The organism is Methanobrevibacter sp. (assembly GCF_017432245.1).
Classification (GTDB): domain Archaea; phylum Methanobacteriota; class Methanobacteria; order Methanobacteriales; family Methanobacteriaceae; genus Methanobrevibacter.
This window is the reverse complement of the sequence record NZ_JAFRJO010000039.1, coordinates 18,836-35,602: the sequence shown is the minus strand read 5'-3', so window position 1 is coordinate 35,602 and position 16,767 is coordinate 18,836. Positions and strand designations below refer to the sequence as shown.

Annotated in this window: 13 protein-coding genes; 3 read left to right on the top strand and 10 right to left on the bottom strand. The window is 32.0% G+C overall.

What is annotated here, in order from left to right; genetic code table 11:
• Positions 1-688 precede the first annotated feature (688 nt).
• From IJI80_RS03475 to IJI80_RS03445, 7 genes are all read right to left on the bottom strand, one after another.
• Positions 689-2,293 carry an Ig-like domain-containing protein gene (locus tag IJI80_RS03475; protein ID WP_292787677.1) on the bottom strand — a complete coding sequence of 535 codons (1,605 nt, stop codon included), beginning with the start codon at positions 2,291-2,293 and terminating at the stop codon, positions 689-691.
• Between the two features lie 450 nt (positions 2,294-2,743).
• Positions 2,744-3,577: a hypothetical protein gene (locus IJI80_RS03470; protein WP_292787675.1), complete on the bottom strand. Its 834-nt coding sequence runs from the start codon at positions 3,575-3,577 to the stop codon at positions 2,744-2,746.
• A 681-nt stretch (positions 3,578-4,258) separates the two neighbouring features.
• A complete protein-coding gene (argJ, locus tag IJI80_RS03465) occupies positions 4,259-5,482 on the bottom strand; it encodes a bifunctional ornithine acetyltransferase/N-acetylglutamate synthase (protein WP_292787674.1) in 1,224 nt (407 codons plus the stop codon).
• Between the two features lie 121 nt (positions 5,483-5,603).
• Entirely contained in the window at positions 5,604-6,062 is a 459-nt protein-coding gene (locus IJI80_RS03460) for a hypothetical protein (protein WP_292787673.1), read from the bottom strand.
• An 89-nt stretch (positions 6,063-6,151) separates the two neighbouring features.
• Positions 6,152-7,354, bottom strand: coding sequence for a hypothetical protein (locus tag IJI80_RS03455; protein ID WP_292787672.1), 1,203 nt, complete (start codon positions 7,352-7,354; stop codon positions 6,152-6,154).
• Positions 7,355-7,453: 99 nt separating this feature from the next.
• Positions 7,454-8,494 carry a Zc3h12a-like ribonuclease gene (locus IJI80_RS03450; RefSeq protein ID WP_292787670.1) on the bottom strand — a complete coding sequence of 347 codons (1,041 nt, stop codon included), beginning with the start codon at positions 8,492-8,494 and terminating at the stop codon, positions 7,454-7,456.
• Between the two features lie 315 nt (positions 8,495-8,809).
• Positions 8,810-9,115, bottom strand: a complete 306-nt coding sequence (locus IJI80_RS03445; RefSeq protein ID WP_292779248.1) for a UPF0058 family protein — start codon at positions 9,113-9,115, stop codon at positions 8,810-8,812.
• Between the two features lie 717 nt (positions 9,116-9,832).
• Between IJI80_RS03445 and hisD the strand changes: the two genes are divergently transcribed.
• The 3 genes from hisD to IJI80_RS03430 all read left to right on the top strand — a co-directional run bounded on the left by hisD (position 9,833) and on the right by IJI80_RS03430 (position 14,122).
• Positions 9,833-11,110, top strand: coding sequence for a histidinol dehydrogenase (gene hisD / locus IJI80_RS03440; protein ID WP_292787668.1), 1,278 nt, complete (start codon positions 9,833-9,835; stop codon positions 11,108-11,110).
• A 157-nt stretch (positions 11,111-11,267) separates the two neighbouring features.
• Entirely contained in the window at positions 11,268-12,590 is a 1,323-nt protein-coding gene (gene aspS, locus IJI80_RS03435; RefSeq protein WP_292787666.1) for an aspartate--tRNA(Asn) ligase, read from the top strand.
• Between the two features lie 209 nt (positions 12,591-12,799).
• On the top strand, positions 12,800-14,122 hold the full coding sequence (locus IJI80_RS03430; protein ID WP_292787664.1) for an NAD(P)/FAD-dependent oxidoreductase: 1,323 nt from the start codon (positions 12,800-12,802) through the stop codon (positions 14,120-14,122).
• 145 nt (positions 14,123-14,267) lie between these two features.
• Here the strand turns inward: IJI80_RS03430 and IJI80_RS03425 are convergent, their stop codons facing one another.
• The 3 genes from IJI80_RS03425 to IJI80_RS03415 form a co-directional block, all read right to left on the bottom strand.
• A complete protein-coding gene (locus IJI80_RS03425) occupies positions 14,268-14,984 on the bottom strand; it encodes a DUF4012 domain-containing protein (protein WP_292787662.1) in 717 nt (238 codons plus the stop codon).
• 223 nt (positions 14,985-15,207) lie between these two features.
• The gene (locus IJI80_RS03420; protein WP_292787660.1) at positions 15,208-15,735 is read right to left on the bottom strand and encodes a class I SAM-dependent methyltransferase; all 528 of its coding nucleotides are present in this window, start codon (positions 15,733-15,735) and stop codon (positions 15,208-15,210) included.
• Between the two features lie 16 nt (positions 15,736-15,751).
• Positions 15,752-16,744, bottom strand: a complete 993-nt coding sequence (locus IJI80_RS03415; protein WP_292787659.1) for a pantoate kinase — start codon at positions 16,742-16,744, stop codon at positions 15,752-15,754.
• Positions 16,745-16,767: the final 23 nt, after the last annotated feature.

The window sequence follows — 16,767 nt, the reverse complement described above, 5'->3', positions numbered from 1 at the left end:
TTTGTCTCTTCAGATAAATCAAAATCTTCTTGATTTGCACTGATTATCTCATCATTAACACCATCAGCAGCTGCAACAGCACTGATAGAAACTAATGCTAAAATAATCAAGGATATAAACAAAACTCGAGTTTTCAACTTATCCATTTTATTCACCATAATTTTTTCAATATGAAATATCTTCCAAAAAAATAAATCAAGCTACAATTTATTTAGATGAAAAACACCCCAAAAAATTCACCATATGTAACTTTTTAGAGAAAAAATAGTGTTCATTTTAATCAAAAAATCATTAAAACGATTCTTAAGGATAAAACAAATCACCTTTTTAAATCAAAAAAATTTATCAGAAAGTTTTTAGTCCATTAACATCAATAAAAGTTAAACTATTAAAGACTAAACCCCGTTACATACAGTATATTGTATTTATATAATTATATATAAAGTTTATGAAAATATAATAGCATTCATTTAAATTGTTTAAACATAAAAAACTTAAAATACCCAAATTATGCGATTGTTCAAAGTTAAGTTAATTAAGTAATAATAAGGAAAATATTGTCTTTTGATAAAAATTTAATATTAAAAAAAGAAGGAATGATAAGAAAGATTAAAAAAAGTCTATAAAAAAATAAAATATAATTTTAAAAAAATAAAAAATAGAAGAAATGAATTCTTCTAAAAAATACTTATTTTTTACGTCCGAAAGAGACAGTTGAAACTAAGGTCAATAATGTTAAAACTACTAAAGCAATTGGATTACCAGCTGCTGGAATTGCAGGAATTGCTTTTTCTGCAACAGGAGCAGCAGGCTCATCTGCAGGTTCTTCCTCAGGTTCCTCTTCAGGTTCTTCACCAGGTTCTTCCTCAGGTTCTTCTGCAGGTTGAGTTACAGTAATTTGAATAGTAGTATTGGATGGATTATAATAATCGTTTCCTAAATACTCAATAGTAGCTTCAGTACTTTCAGATGGTAATTCTACACCTTCAAATACAGCTTTACCCTCTTTTACGTCAACACGACCAATTTCTTTACCATTAATTTTTAATACAGCAGTACCATTTTTAACAGCATGTTCGTTTTGATCAACGATATCTGCGGTAATAGTTACTTTATCACCAGCAGTACCAGAAACATCATCACTTGTAGTTGTAGTGTTTAATGGTAAAACATTGAGTTTAGCTGATTCTTCTGATTCAATATAATCATTTATACCTTCAGAATGTACATCATAATTATATCCATTAAATTTCACGGAATACTTGTAAGTACCAGGGCTTGAAAGTGTGATATCTTTAAATACAGCTTGACCATCTTCAACATCAACAGTATAAGATTCAGAACCTGCCATTAATAATCCACTTTCAAGTTTGTTGCTCCAATCAATAGTTAAAGTAGCAGTTCCATTTGGATTAGGAAGACTGCTAACTTTTGGCTTGATTTTAGCTGTGATGTCCACAACATTCTCAACATAATCAGTGATATCTTCAAGTTCAATCTCAGTCTCGATGTTATAAACCGCATATACAGTGACATTTAGCTCAATACCGGCATATTCAGAAGTTTTAATTTTCATGGTATCACCCTCACCGTACCGCTGTTTAGTGTCATTTCTTTCCCAGTATAAAAATTTTGCCCCATTTGGTATGTCAGCAGGTTCCCTAAATTCATGTGAATAAGCTGTATTATCTGAAGTCCATCTAGCAGAACCTCCTCCATTTCCTAAATTATCAATATACTCACAATTTACACATCCAATAAGGGTTTTAGTATACTGAGCAGTGTATGAATATGTATAATTATGACCAAAACCATTTTCATCAATATATTTTGCAAATGCTTTCTTTTCGGTATGGCCTATATCCTGACCTGTTTGGTCATCTCTCCAACATTTAAAGACATAACGATACCCATCATAAGTAAAACTCTTTTGATTACTCATACCTACTGTACTATTCAACTTTTTCTCAACAGGAAAAGACCATGGCACAGAATTAGGGCCTTCATAATGGGTAACCCACTCACCATAAGTATCACTGTAACCAAAACCATCCATATAATTAATCTTAATAGTAAGAGAACTACTTGCAGTTGGGTTAGGATTTGGATCAACTTCACCAAATTCGCTATCACTTGCTTGTTGAACATCACTGACTGTCTCTTCGGATAAATCAAAATTATCTTGTGTATCACTGATTACTTCATCAGCATCTGCAGCTGCAACAGCACTAACAGACAATAATGCTAAGATAATCAATGAAACGAATAAAACACGAGTTTTCAATTTATCCATATATAATTCACCATATTTTTTTCACAATATGAAATATCTTCCAAAAAAATAAATCAAGTTACAATTTATTTAGATGAAAAACACCCCAAAATTTCATCATATGTAACTTTTGAGAAAAAATAGTGTTCATTTTAATCAAAAAAATCAATCCCTGATTTTTAAAGATGAAACAAATCACATCTTTAAATCATTAATTATTAGAAATTTATTTATCCCAATAATTCGTTAATGGTTAATCTATTTAATACTTAACCCCGTTACATATAATATTAATTAAGTATTCTTTATATATAAATATTTGTATAATGAGTTAATCATTAAAAAAATTATAAAAAAATTATAAAAGAGAAAAAATTACTATGAATTTTCAATAAATAAACGTGACAATGAAAAAAATAGATAAAAAATGGATTATGTAATTAAAAAATAAATAGAAAGAAAATAAAAAAGTTACAAGCCTAATTTATCAACAGCATAAATAAACTGACTTGCCTGGTTTTCCAAACTGTTATCAGGATTTCCGCGCATTTCAAATACAATAGCTGGAATTCCCCCTTCCTCTATAGGAATTGTAGAGTATTGAGGGCTTGAATAGCTTGCCGGTTCATAATAAATCACATAACTTATGTCCTTTGTTACATTATTTGCTGCCTCATAAGATACTGTATCATTGGAAACTGGAGCAAATATATATGGATCTTGCACATAACCACCATTTGAAGCATGAATGTCAATAACCAAATCATATCCGTTTTTAAATGTATCCTTTACCACATAATCCTGTGCAAGCAATTGACCATTCATCCTGCTTTCTTCAAAATCATCACTTTCTGCAGTTACATTAATCCTATAAACATAATATGAATAGTTCAAGTAATCTGAATTGTTCAAAAGGCTATTGTAGATAGCGTCATGGGCATTTGATTCCCTTGGATGCTGCCCTAAGATAAATGCAACCTTTACTGATGAATTGGCATTTCCATAAGGCCCTTCAACTGTTACGGTTCCTATGCTGTTTTTGCCCACTGTCTTTACACCAGTATTCAATTGAGATGAATCCCCGCTAAATGAGCTGATAAAGTCAATTGGAATGAAGTCCAATACATCATTTAATGCAGGGTATTTTTCAGAAAGCTCATTTAAAAAGCTGTCTTCATTTGTTGCATAATCATAGCAAAGAACGAAACCCTCTGCTAATATGACAATAAGAATGATTAAAAAATAGAGTAATTTTTTAGAAGGTTTTCTAGATTTTTTCTTTTGTGCATTCTCTTCATCAACCATTTAAACACCAAAAATAATACATTAACTTAAAATCCTAAAACCTTATAAAAACATTTTAAAAGGAATAACTCCCCTTTTATAGAAATAAACTTTTGTAAAATTTGATATTTTGATATAAATTGATATAATTATAAAAATTAAAAGCTAGAAAAAGCAAATTGGAAAATTATTTTTTCCAAGTTTGTCTTACTCCTCTACCTTTTTTACTACCAGGCTTTTTGTAAGATCTTTTAGGTCTGGTTCTTTTGTTGGTACCTTTTACTTTTGCCATTATATTATCCTCCTTTAATTTTGATGATAAGATTATCGTAAGATTAATCTAAAATAAATAAAAATAAATTTCTCATATTGAAAATATGATAAAATTCTTTATAAAAATAGCTTTAATAATAAAACTTAATAAAATATTTATTTTCAATACATATAAACTTTACCCCTAAAAATTAGTAAAATATTGCTAAAAATCCTATAAATCAGATTTAAGAATAGAATATATGATATTTTAAAAAATTATGAAAAATATTAAAAAATAATTAAAAAATAGTAAAAAAAATGATAGAAAAATAATAAAAAATGATAGAAAAATAATAAAAAATAATCTAAAAATGATAGAAAAATAAAAAAAATAATTAAAAATAATCTAAAAATTTAAAAAAGGAAAATAAAAAAATGTTAGGAAAATTAAGTTGTATATTCAGCATTGATCTTTACATAATCATAGGTAAGATCACAGCCCCAAGCAGTTGCACTTGCATCTCCTTGATACAAATCAACAACTATATTCACTGTCTTTTCCTGCATGATCTCTTCTGCTGAATTAAGCTCATCAGTTCCTTCAAATGCAAGGATTTTACCCTTATCAACTAAAATGGCTTCTTTTCCATCATCGGAATTTAGAGAAACTGAAATCATTTCCTGATTCATTTCACAGCCTGAATATCCTACTGCAGCTACGATTCTTCCCCAATTAGGGTCTCCACCAAAAATAGCTGATTTTACAAGTGAAGAGCTTATAACAGATTTTGAAGCTAAAATAGCATCATTTTCATCCTTAGCGCCATTGACTTTACATTCTATGAATTTAGTTGCCCCTTCACCGTCACGAGCCATCATTTTAGCCAAGCTTATGCAAATGAAATCCAATGCATTTTGGAAATCCTCATTGATTTCACCGTTTTTAGCCACTTCAACACCGGACTTTCCATTAGCCATCAATATTGCAGTGTCATTTGTACTTTGGTCTCCATCAACGACAATCATGTTGAAGCTTCTGTTTACAGCAGATTTCAATGCCTTATTAATCATTTCAGAGGATATTACAGCATCAGTTGCCAAGAAACATAGCATAGTTCCCATATTAGGTGCAATCATTCCTACCCCTTTGGTGATTCCACCAATGCTTACCTTTTCACCATCAATTTCAGTCTCAACAGCAAACTCCTTATGATAAGTGTCAGTTGTCATTATGGACTTTGCAGCATCTGTTGAGCTTTCTGCACTGTGTTCCAATTTGGAAATTGACTCTTCAACCAAAGGCAAAATAATGTCCATAGGCATTTTTCTGCCAATTACACCAGTTGATGCAGTAGCTATTTCAGTTGATGGAATTCCAGTGATGATGGAAGCAAATTCAATGGTCTTATCACAATCATCTATTCCATCTTGACCTGTAAAGCAGTTTGCATTTCCACTATTTACAACAACCAAAGATATTTTTCCGCCTTTGATCATTTCCTTGGTATGGATGATAGGTGCGGCAACAACCTTATTTGATGTGAAAACAGCTGAAGCAGCACTATCCTTTGATTCTATAACTGCTAAGCCGTATTTGCCTTCACGGCTTCCTGCTGCCCGAACACCTTCTACAGCACATATTCCTCCTTCAATAACATTAATCTTAGACATGATATCCCCTTTTGGATTAATAAAAATAAAAATTAACAATTAAAATATAAAAAATCAAAATGATTCAAAACATTTGAATGATTAAAAAAATATTAGAAAAAATTAAAGAAGATTTCTTTAATTAATAAATGCCTGTTGTACTCGAAGCGTTGAATGCGGTGACACTTTGACCTTCGGTAACATTTTCATGAAAATCATAATATGATATTTGGGTACCATTCTCATCATGCAAGTCATAACTGCTGTTTTCATAGACAGTGATATTATCAGTTACATTCATATATTGCACTTCATCAGGATTTGGTTCACTACCAATACCCATAATCATGGAAATGCCTAAAGCCAATCCACAAATGAAAGCAATTAAGATTATAATCATTAAAAGTATTTGTCTAGGGCTTCTAGGCCTTTTTTGCCCAGAACCTTTAGACCATACAGAACTTAATGAATTACTTGATCTTCTAGCATTGCCTGAGTGTCTTGAGCCTCTGGAATTTCTAGAATTATTAGGAGTTCTAGTTTTTAAGACATTCTTGTTTTGATGATTTCTAGAATTCCTAGATCTTCTTCCGATTGCCATTAATTTCACCACAAATTACATTTTTTCAAGTCATTAGACTAAAAATTATAAATCTTCAAATTTTTACTGAATAAAACATTAAACTTAATTTATCTAAATGTATAATAAGCAACGAGCAATAAAACAATTAAAAGCCCATAAATGCCCATGCCCATGATAGCAAGCAAATATGCTGCAACAAACATTATGATAAATGCAGTTATTAATTTACCTTTCTTGTTTGTCAGGAATTCACATAAGGTTCTAGTGAAGTCTGAAGGAATATAATATCCATACAAACCATTAGCCAAATCAAAAATTACTAAGGACAATGCACCGAACCCATGAATGCTCTCTGCAATGTTTGCACGTTCACCTGCCTCTCTTCTGCTTCTTCCAATTCCTATCTTGACTTTAGCGCCGTTGTTTAAGATAAACCATGCACAGTCAAGCCCTGCACGAATAGCTACATCCTTGCTTGGGAATTTTGCAATCAAGTCATCCCCACCTTCACGGTATCCTTCGATTTGCCCTTCGCAATCTTCCATGAACTCCTTAACGCTTGTCATCAATTCCACAAGCTTGTTTCTTCCATATTTGGAAATGAAATTGGTTGAATCCACAATATCAATAAAAAGATATTGCTGGAATTCAGGCGGTTCAGATTCTGCCAATTTAAATGGAGTATCCAAAACAAGTGCATATTCACCACCTAATTTGGTGAATGCAACACCTGGAGAATCTCCAACTTCCTTATTGAACTTAATTGATCTTTCAATAGCTGCAGCACCAGTCATTCCAGCAGCAGCCCTTACGCGAATCCCATTATCCAAGCCGATGCCGACTAATCTTATAGCAACTCTGATTGCATCATTTTTAGACATCAACCTTGAAACGATTTCCGTTTCGCTTCTTTCGATAATTTCTCCATTTTCTCTTAAAATAATATCAGTGAAAAGATTAATAATGTAAGAAGGTTCTGAAAGCTCTACATACATATAACGGTCACTACCCATTATGATATTGCTTACAAGAGCATATTCTTCAACCTTGTCTTGAGCAGGAAGTAATTCATAAAAGCTATGATTTTCTGGAATGTTTTCACGGCCAACATCTCTAACCAAGTTGGTAAAAATACTTTCAGTAGTGATATGTGCCTTATCAATCTCCATTAGCATGGTTTGAGTGTAATTGAACATGTCTACATATTCAGTTTCCAATGGAGTGGTTGGAAAATATTTTGTACCTATACTTATAATATCATGTTTTGTAACTAAGGAAACAAGTTTTCTCATAATACTATGTTCAGCCATATTTTACCTCCTATTAGTTTTTAAATTGCAATAAATCGTTAAATGTAATAAGACCCCATAAAAATAGGGCCTATTTAAATTTAATTCAAGGATTTTCAATTAATCCTTATCTTTCTTTTTCTTGGAATTCTTTTCCAAGTAAATCTCAAATTCCCCTGGTTTTTCAAGTATCATATTAGGCTTTACTGAAACGAATGGGAACTTCCAAGTACCTAATCTGCCTGCAACTGTACTTGCAATATTCCTTGAATTTTTCTTAATGAATGTTTCATCATAGGTATTTGTTTGAATTTCAATATTGAATGGGGAATTGTCTTCAACCTCATCAGTCAAGACAATATTCAAGCCAAAGTAACCTGGCTTTATGAATAAGTCATTCCTAACTGCAATCAAAGGCTTGTGAACCAGTCTCAACCTGTCTGCTACAGTTACTGAAATGTTACCTGCATCCTTTACAGCAGCCTTATAATCCTTAGGATGAACAAGAACAAAGATCACATATGGAACAGATGTTTCCACATCATCAACCATTTCCATAACCTTGTCAAACATAGGCAATTTAGAGAATATTCCTTCTATTTTTGAAGAAACGTTATCCTGTTCAGACTCATCAAGCAATAGAATGGCTTGCTTAGCCACATTCAAAGGAGTGAATTTGGTTGTTTCTTTACCTTTGTAGACTACCCAACGTTTTCTTTCAAGTTCATTCAAGATTTCATCACAAATGTTTTGCAAGAGATTTTTAACCTTTTTAGGCTTTTTAGCTTTTCCCATAACCAATTCATTGTCTTGAATTGAAAAAGGAATTCTTATGCTATTGATATCTGGGAATTCAGACATGAAATCTCTAAACTTGTCATTGGACAAGACTTTAGCATCCTCTTCATAAGCCAAGTCAAGAATATAATGATCTGCAATGGTTCCTACAGGAACTTCATCAATAATCCCATCATCAACCAATCTAACAAAAGTCTCCTTATCATCAATATTATGTCTCAAGGAAGCATCTGCTATAATTAAAAAGTCATGGCCACCTTCTTCCAAAGCTTTTACAGCCAATGTAATGTTTTTTAATTTAGCTTTTGAGCCTTCTTCTTTTTGAAAATGGGCAACGTTTGCCGCATCAATAATAACTTTCAAGATATCACCCTTTAAAAGTTTATTTAATTCTTATGAGTTTAATTAATATGATGATTCAAGTCTTCATGACTTAAATCCTCTTAGAATCCAATATTGTAATCCTATAGAGAATAATATAGCATTCTAATTTAATATTTTATTAATAAATTTTTATTATATAAATATATATCGGTAATAATATATTTAAATGTTTTTAGAATTAGGAGAATATTTTAAAAAATACTTAAAGCATGCTAAAAAAAAAAACTAGGATAAAAACAGTGCAAAAATCAAGAAAAAATAGAAATGAAAATATAAAAAAAATAAAGAAAAGAATTATTTAGATTGAGCAGCTTCAGCTGCCTTTAATTCTTTTTTAGATCTTCTTACAAGATCTCTTAAAGCATTTGAAACATTTGGAGGTACAGAACCCTCTTCCTTGTTCAAGATAACTTCAGAAATAATGTTAGAAAGAACAAATATTGCATGTTTATGCTCTGCTTTTGTTCTGTGAATATGATGAGGACTTATATTTAATGCAAGGTAATCGTCAAAGAACTCATGAGCAGAGTTATCAGTGTCTAAATATTTTAAAACATATACTAAAAATTGATGTAATTGAATCATTTCATCCTTATACATATAATACCTTTCCTATATTTTAAAATTATAAAAATAAAATCAATGGATTTAAATCAAATATCATTTAATTTAAAAGCATACAACACTAACAAACATAAATAAAAGTTATAAAAGATCAATTCAAAGAATATCAAGAAATTTATATCGTATTATGGATTTAAACACCTAACACCAAAACCCCATATATAAATTTCAATAATGAACTACCTAAATTACATACTCAATTTATTTTTGTTAATAGTATTTTAAACGCGATTGTATTTAAAATTTATGTTTAACTATATAAATTTTTATATTTAATTCTTTGTATCAAAAATATATAAATCTTTTTATCAATGAAGATTTTTCAAAACAAAATTTTTAAAAAATTTAGATTTTTCCTATAAAAAATTATGAAAAAATAGACAAAATACCACTTAACCCAATTAATTCATAATGATTTTTAAACAGATCATATGAAAAAAATTTAGAATAATCTGATATTTTTAACAAGGATTCAGGAATCATTAGAATAATTCGAAAAATAGAATAAAAATAACTGAAAAATAAAAGAATTTTATTATAATATTAATAATGTATATAAAATATAAAAAATATAATTAATTATGTTATAAATTATGCATTCAAATCAATCTATAAACTGATGAATGCATAAGACAACAACTAAAAATATAATTATGTTATTTTAGTTTATTTTTATTTAGCAAGAGTGGTAGAATGGAAATTCTAAAGTATGATAAGGAAACTGCAAATGATTTAATCAAAAGGTCACAAGCAGATATCAGCGAAGTATTGAATATAGTTTCAGACATTTTAAAAGATGTTAAGGAAAACAAGGATGAAGCTGTAAAAAGATATACTGCAAAGTTTGATAAGGCAGAATTAGATGATTTGCAGGTTTCAGAAGATGAAATCAAGGAAGCTTACGATAATTTGGATAAAAACCTTATTGAAGCACTTAAAAGAGCATCAGGAAACATTGAAAAATTCCATAAGGCTCAAATTCCAGACGAATGGTTTATGGAAGTAAATCCTGGAATAACCGCTGGACAAATCATCAGGCCAATCAACAGCGTTGGCTGTTACATTCCAGGAGGAAGAGCCGCTTACCCTTCATCTATCCTAATGGAAGTCATTCCTGCAAAAATAGCTGGAGTGGAAAGAATCATTTGCTGCACTCCCCCAGGAGCAGATGGCAAGATAATGGATGCAATCCTTGTTGCTGCAGACTTGGCCGGAGCAGATGAAATCTACAAATGCGGTGGATCCCAAGCTATTGCTGCAATGGCTTATGGAACTGAATCAATTGAAAAGGTTGAAAAGATTGTAGGACCTGGAAACGTATTTGTTACAGGAGCCAAAAAACTGGTTTATGGTGATGTGGATATAGAATTCCCTGCAGGACCATCTGAAGTATTGATCTTGTGTGACAATACTGCAATTCCAGAGTATCTCGCTCATGACTTCCTTTCCCAAGCAGAGCATGACCCTGAGGCTTCATGCTTCTTGGTGACTGATGATGAGGAAATAGCTAAAAATTCAAAAGATCTGATTGAAGAATTCGCAAAAGAAGCAGAAAGACGCGAAATCATTGAAGAATCTTTAGAAAAGCACGGACATATAATTCTTTGTGAAAATATGGAAGAAGCTATTGACTTTACAAACACTTATGCTCCTGAACATTTAATCATAAGCACTGAAGATGACAAAGCAGTTCTAGATAAAATTAAAAATGCAGGTTCCATTTTCCTAGGCAAATATTCCCCAGTTGCAGCTGGAGACTACGGTTCTGGAACCAATCATGTTTTGCCAACAGGCGGTGGAGCTAAAATGTATTCAGGCCTTTCAACTGAAGCATTCCTTAAGAAACCTACTGTTCAGACCTTAACAAAAGAAGGAATCGAAGAGCTTGCAAAAACAGTTATTCCAATAGCGGAGTATGAAGGTTTCTACGCACATGCAAATTCAGTGAAAGTGAGATTGGATAAAAAATAATGCTAAAAAAACTAAGTTTAAATAAATTAAAGAAATAATATAATTATTATAATTATTACAATTATTAATTAGAATTATTAAGCAATTAAATAATTACTAATGTTTATTATTAATTGAAATTAAAAAAATATTTGTAAATATAATCGAGGCGATTAACGTGGATTATTTATTAGGCGACTTAAGAAGAACTCATTATTCAAAAGACGTAAACCCAGATATCAGTGGGGAAGACGTCCTTATCATGGGTTGGGTACATGAAATAAGAGATTTAGGTGGAATCATCTTTGTTATCATTAGAGACAGAGATGGATTAGTGCAAATTACTGCACCAAGCAAAAAAGTGGATGCAAGCATCTTAGAAGATTTAAGAGCACTCAGAAAAGAATCTGTAGTTGCCATCAAAGGTACTGTGCAAGATGCAGGAAAAGCACCAAATGGTGTAGAAATCATTCCAGCTGAAGTCATTATCCTAAACCCTGCTAAACAGCCATTGCCGATGGATCCTACCGAAAAGGTAAAGGCTGAAATCGATACCAGATTGAACTCAAGATTCTTGGATTTAAGAAAAGCAAATGTAAGTTCTATCTTCAAAATTAAAGCTAACATGTTCAAAACCGTTCGTGATTATTTCTACGAACAAGGCATGATTGAAATAAACACTCCTAAACTTGTAGCTTCCGCTACAGAAGGAGGAACTGAACTTTTCCCAATCACTTACTTTGAAAAAGAGGCATTCCTCGGCCAATCACCGCAATTATACAAGCAGATGATGATGGGTGCTGGATTTGACAAGGTATTTGAAATCGGACAAATCTTCAGAGCTGAAGAGCACGACACCTTAAGACACTTGAACGAAGCGGTTTCCATTGACTGTGAAATTTCCTTTGCAGACGATGTGGATGTAATGAAAGTATTGGACGGCATGATCACTGCAGTCCTCAGATCCACTAAGGAAAACTGTGCAAAAGAATTGGAAATCTTAGAATACGACTTAAGCGCTATTCCTGAAGGACCATTCCCAGAAGTAAAATACGATGATGCTGTAGATATCATCAATTCAAAAGGTATCGATATGGAATGGGGAGAAGACTTATCCAGAGAAGCTGAAAAAGCTTTAGGAGACACTCAAGAAGGTTTCTACTTCTTAACCGATTGGCCAACAGCTATTAAGCCATTCTATGCTATGCCTTACGAAGACACTCCAGAAATCAGTCATGCTTTCGACTTGATGTACAAGAACCTTGAGATTTCCTCAGGTTCCACAAGGGTTCACCAATATGACCTCTTAGTAAAACAAATGGTTGAAAGAGACTTAAACCCAGATGGATTCGGAAGCTACTTGAAAGCATTCGAATACGGTATGGCTCCTCACGCTGGTTGGGGTGTAGGTGCTGACAGATTAGCTATGGTATTAACCGGTGTTGAAAACATTAGGGAAACTGTACTCTTCCCAAGAGACAGACACAGATTAACTCCATAAGTTAAAAAAAAAAAAATAAAAATTAATTAAAATATTAATTAAAAAATAATTATATAAAATTTAAATGAAAACAATAAATAAGGAATTTCCTTATTTATTCTATTTATTTTAACAAAAAATAAAAAAAAACTATTTTTAAACTTATTTTACTTATCTTAAACAAACTATTTTAAAATTAAAAACTTTAATAATGAATTCAAGGTAATAATATGCAGGAATATAAGATAGCAATTATAGGAGGAGGGCCAGCAGGAATGATGGCTGCAATAAAGGCAGCACAAGTCTTAGGCCCAAAAACTGTATGCATAATAGAAAAGAATGATAGCTTAGGAAAAAAGCTTCTCATGACAGGAGGGGGACGCTGCAACATTGCAAATAGCACCCCTATTCATGATCAATTGAACTATTACAATAAGAACAAGAATTTCCTAAAACATGCATTATACACATTGCCTCAAGACAAATTGCTTGAAATATTTGAAGAGAAAGACCTTGAATTCCACATTGAGGACAAGAAGAGAATCTTCCCAGACAGTGAAGATGCCCAAGATATTTTAGATGTTTTGGAAGAGTATCTTGAAGAACTGGAAGTGGATATACATACCAATTGTCCAATTAATGCAAATGATATTGAACATGAATTAAATGAAAGGATGGAACCAGTATTCTTAATAGAAAATGATAAGATATCATTAAATGCATCAAAGATTATAGTATCTACAGGAGGCATCACATACCCATCTAGTGGGTCCACTGGAGATGGATATAGGATAGCTTCAAAGATGAATCACACAATCACTGACATCAAGCCAGGGCTTGTTTCATTCAATGTAGATGACTTCCTGCTTAGAAGCTTAAGCGGACTTACATTAAATGATGTAGAACTTTCATTCAAGGATAAGAAAAAAAAGATTTCAGTCAGAGGAGATGCATTGATCAGTCATTTCGGATTGACTGGCCCTGCAGTGATTGACTTAAGCAATTTATTGATTGAAAAGTCCAAGTTTACAATCTTAGATGACAGCTTAAATCAAAAAAGCGATGATGAGATTGAAGAACTTGGATTGTTTACAAATAAAATCAGCATTGACTTCACTCCAAACATTACTGAGGAAGAGATAAAGGAGCAAATCACCAAGGATACTCCTGACAATGGTAAGATGTCCATTAAAAATTATATGAAAAAGTTCCTTCCAACTAATTTCATTGATTACTTCTTGATGAAAATCAATATAAGCCCAAGCAAGACAATGGCTAACATCACTAAAAAGGATAAGAATAAAATAGCTGAGAATCTTAAAAGACATCCGATTGAAATAGAATCCTTGGAAATGGATCTTGCAAAGGTTACAATTGGAGGAGTCAAGTCAAAAGAAATCGATTCCAAAACCCTTCAATCAAGATTTGTGGATGGATTGTACTTTGCAGGAGAAGTTCTTGAAATGGCTGGACCTACTGGTGGCTATAACTTGCAGATAGCATTTGCAACAGGTTACTTAGCAGGTCAGGAAGCTGCAAACAGTTTAAAATAAATCTAATTTCTTATTTTTTTAAAAAAGAGTTTTTTTATTTTTTATTTAATTATTTTTAAAAAAAAAGTATCTGATATTAAAGTATATAACAATTGTTAAAAATGAAAAAATTTAAAAAAAATATAATTGTATAAATTATTAAAATTTATACAATACTTTCAAATCCTTTTGTTGCGAGTAAACGTGCAAAGGAACCTTTTGGAGTCATAACAATATTACCTTTGTTATACTCATCCATAGCTGCTTTAACCATGGTTTGTTTTTTATCAGGGTCTTTTGCAGCTGTAGAAAGCGCTTTAACTAATACCATTACCGCATCTGCTCTGTTCATGGTTCCAGTTACACCACTGTTACCTTTATATCCATTGTAATTATCGTTTTCACGAATAATGTCTGTTGCACTAAGGGTAGTTACTTCACCATCAACTTCAAGTGGTCTTACAGAATCAATGATATTATCTAAACCTTCATCATAGATTACAACAACAGCATCTATTTGTGTTCCATTACGAGCTTCTACAATTTCTTTTGCATATTGCATACCGTCCTCTACACCATTCCAAAGACAATCGTGGAAACGCATATTGCCTCTCAGATTTCCAGGAGCCGGTTGTGTTGGATGCACCATTCCACCAGGATAGAATGGTTCATAACCTTTCAAGTGTCCTTCTTCTAAACGAACAATAAATGCCATATCACATCCACCATTTGGCTGTTCATATTTATCTGCTGCAAGGACTAGAATAGTCTTGTTTTCAGCAGTTAAATCAGGACCACCTATGAAAAAGCTACCTATAACGAATAATAACCAAATAAGAATAACAGAAAGAATGGCTATAATAAGTTTTTGTCTTCTATTCATAATTTATTCCTTCCTAAATACATTATCAATTTTATAATCATTATAATATATTGCATTTATATTTTATAAATCTATTTGTAAATCTAATCTGAAAAAATAAAAAATTGGAATATATAAATAGAAAAAGAAAAAATTTAAAATCTGAAGAATAATGAAATAAAAAACTAAAGATGAAAAATCTAAAGAATAGAAAAATAATAAGAAAAATAGAAAATATAAAAAATTATATCTTATCACTCCAAAGGCTAAACTCCTTTATTTGAGGTGGAATTCCTTGATCTCCACAGGATTCAAGCCATCCTTCGCTAGACTCGAATTCCTCATCATAATCCACACTGTTTACAAAATCTATCAAACCTTGATTTCTAATCAATACATCTCTTGGCTTTAAGGTAGAAGACCAAATATAAAAGACCTTAAAAACAGTGTCAGGATGATATCCTCCGCCTAAATCTATAGACAATACATCACATCTATCAATTGATTTTGCAACCTGTTCCAAGGTTTCATGAAGTCTCACATCAGCACTCAAGAATGTGAAATTATCATTGTATCTTGAAAGCCTATCCATAGGTTCAATAGCTTCTGGACTGTTATCTATGCTTATTAAGCGCCCAGTAGTCAGTTTATATAATATTATTTCACTTGACTTTCCTACATGAGCCCCTAACTCAACAACATTGTCTGTCTTTTCCAGAACTTCCCTTAAATGTTGCCTATAGACTTTCATATCATAACTGAGCTTTATCACTTATATCACCCCATAATCATGATTTTGTAATTTTAATTCCTTCAGTATCCATTTTATAGAATTCAAATTCATTATAGCATTTCGCTTCCAACTTAAGCTTTTGGTCTTCATTTGCTATTGCAAATACAGTGTTTCCCAACATTGCCATTGCACTTCCAAGGACCTTTCCATGCAATTCATGGACAATCTGCAATAGCTCATCATTAATTAGATGTGTCTTCTTTGCAAATTTCAATGAGGCATTCATGAATTTCTTGATTGTTTCCTCTTCATTGAATTCACTGTCAACAGCTACATTGAACTTATTCTTGAATTTGGAGCCAATGACTATTCCATCATCTTTTTTGTTGAATTCCTCCCCTATTTCCAATCCTGCCTGTGTAATTATCTTCTTATGCTTTGGATCCTGTATGATTGAAGCGGTTGATATTTCCCCTAAGGATTTTGTGATAACATAAAAATCTGATTTCAATGATTCAAAGACTCCAAAACCAGTTTTTTCATGTGGAACAATTGATTTTGCCTTACCATATCCTGGAGCTCCTGGTTTTGTTCTTAGAACTATTCCCTTTGAAAGCTCTCCAATCACATCTCCAAGTCCAGTTCCAAGTTCCACTTCTGCCAAATGGGCATACTTTCCGCATTCTTCTATGGATAATCCTAAGTTAAAGTGCTCATTTATGCAAATGGCAGTGCCAATAGCTGATGAAGCGGATGTTCCAAACCCGCATCCTATCGGGACCTGAATGGTTTGCTTAATAAGGACATTCTTCAAGTCAAACTCAATATCCTTTTTCATAAGCTCTATGGTCTTTAGAATGATCACTTCATTATATTCATCCTTCTTTCCATTAATTAGAATAGAAAACTCATCACTTACATCTATTTCAGTGATTACACCCTTATCCAAAAGCACTCCTGCACCTAAAGACCCTTTCAATAATGGGTCTTCATTATCAATAATGCTAAAGAAACCAGTGATATGAAATGGAACAAATACAGAAATCATTTTAACACATCTAGTTTAAAATT